This is a genomic window from Ohtaekwangia sp. (assembly GCF_036786105.1).
Lineage (GTDB): Bacteria > Bacteroidota > Bacteroidia > Cytophagales > Cyclobacteriaceae > Ohtaekwangia.
Map to the genome: position 1 here is coordinate 1 of NZ_DAIQRQ010000071.1, position 2,342 is coordinate 2,342.

At 44.6% G+C, this 2,342-nt stretch carries 2 protein-coding genes; both read left to right on the forward strand.

Annotated features, from left to right (window positions below; all coding sequences use genetic code 11):
• Positions 1-260, forward strand: a 260-nt coding sequence (locus V7Q33_RS20465; protein WP_333821087.1) for a hypothetical protein, incomplete at its 5' end; no start/stop codon positions are given.
• A 425-nt stretch (positions 261-685) separates the two neighbouring features.
• Positions 686-2,317: an acyl-CoA carboxylase subunit beta gene (locus V7Q33_RS20470; RefSeq protein ID WP_331975038.1), complete on the forward strand. Its 1,632-nt coding sequence runs from the start codon at positions 686-688 to the stop codon at positions 2,315-2,317.
• Positions 2,318-2,342 lie beyond the last annotated feature (25 nt).

Genomic DNA, 2,342 nt, shown 5'->3' on the forward strand with positions numbered 1-2,342 from the left:
CCGGCATTGAAGATTCTGTAGATCGCCAGAATAAGGAGATTATACTTCAATGGAAGAATGATCAACCGGCTGTTAAATGTATCGTCTATCGTAAAGTCAATGACGGGTCGATCAAGATTCTGGCAACACTGGATGGCAATGTAGAGTCGTTTGTCGATAGGATGATTTCACCGAACAATACGTATATCTATAAAATCCAGCCTGTATATAGTAAGGGAGTAAGGGCGTTGATTTCGGAGGAAGTAAAAGTGGCTTACTAAGCATACAATTCTTTGACAAAATCAAATATTCTCACCATTCGCCTCCGCATTTAAATACCCAATTGAATCAACCATCATGACGTTAACAAAAAAGCGGTTAATACCTATACTGGTAACTGTAATTATACTCTTCAGTTTGCAGTAAGGTATTTATATTTAAAGTACTTAGCCCCATTCGTACCATAAAAGCCCCTTTTATTCCTAATGACACAAAAAACCCTTATAAAGCGACAATACCCCTTACTATGGTCAACATTCTCAGCACAAGGAAGGCTGGAATTTGTGGCATATTTTGGGCTTTTTGTAACCTTGCGTGGTTTTCGTAATAACGATTAACATGTAACGGGTTAACGAATAACGCTTCCCTATTGACTATCTTAGCCAATCTTTCAATCTTTCCTCCATCATACAACCAATCAAAATCCATGGCGACCGATCTGGAATTTAACAAGAATGAAGATCAGTTTAAGCAACTCGTTTTTCAACTTCAATCAAAAGCGAAGAAGACCCGGCTGGGCGGTGGCGAAAAGAAAATTGAAGAGCAGCACCAGCGTGGTAAACTTACAGCACGCGAACGCATTGAATATTTACTCGATGAGAAATCAGAATTTCTGGAGATCGGTTTATTCGCCGGTGATGGCATGTATAAAGAACAAGGCGGTTGCCCTTCCGGAGGTGTTGTTGCCGGCCTCGGGTATATAAAAGGAAGACTGTGCATGGTAGTAGCAAACGATGCTACTGTTAAAGCGGGCGCATGGTTCCCCATCACCGCCAAGAAAAATCTTCGCGCACAGGAAATCGCCATGGAGAATCATTTACCCGTGGTGTACCTTGTCGATAGCGCCGGTGTATTTCTGCCTATGCAAGACGAGATCTTTCCTGACAAAGAACATTTCGGACGGCAATTTAGGAACAACGCTAAGATGTCGGCGATGGGTATAATTCAAATAGCCGCCATTATGGGAAGCTGTGTTGCCGGCGGAGCCTATTTACCCATCATGTCAGATGAAGCGATGATCGTTGATAAAACGGGATCAATCTTTCTCGCGGGTTCCTACCTCGTAAAAGCTGCTATTGGTGAAGATATCGATAACGAAACACTGGGCGGTGCTACAACACATTGCGAGATATCGGGTGTTACCGATAATAAATTTCCAAGTGATCAGGCGTGTCTCGAATATATACGTTCGTTGTTTGATAAGTTCGGAGTCTTCGAAAAAGCAGGCTTCGATCGCATAAAGCCCAAAGCACCAGCACTTGATCCGCAAGAGCTATATGGCCTGATGCCGATCGACCGTGTGAAGCCTTACGATACTGTAGAGATCATCAGGCGATTGGTCGATGACTCTGAGTTCGATGAATACAAAGCGCTCTATGGCAAGAGCCTGGTGTGCGGCACGGCTCGCATCGATGGGTGGGCCGTAGGCATCATTGCCAACCAACGCAAAGTGGTAAAGACCAAAAAAGGCGAAATGCAAATGGGCGGTGTTATATACTCGGATTCAGCCGATAAAGCAGCACGCTTTATCATGAATTGTAATCAGCGAAAAATTCCGCTGGTATTTCTGCAGGATGTAAGCGGTTTTATGGTAGGCAGTAAAGCCGAACATGGCGGCATTATTAAAGATGGCGCCAAGATGGTGAACGCCATGGCCAATTCTACTGTGCCTAAATTTACCATTATCATGGGTAACTCGTACGGAGCCGGTAATTATGCGATGTGTGGCAAAGCATACGATCCGCGGTTGATCGTTGCATGGCCTACCGCACAAATCGCTGTAATGAGTGGTGCCTCTGCAGCGAAAACATTATTACAGATTCGCGTGAGCACATTAAAAGCACAAGGCAAAACGATTAGCAAGGAAGAGGAAGAAGCGTTGCTCAAAGAAATTACCGATCGCTATAACGACCAGCTCAGTCCCTACTATGCCGCGTCACGCCTGTGGGTAGATGATGTGATCGACCCGATCGAAACGCGCAAAGTTATATCCATGGGTATAGAAGCTGCGAATCATGCCCCGGTAGAGAAATTCAATGTGGGGGTTATACAGACATAGTTAGCCTCACCCTAAATCCCTCTCC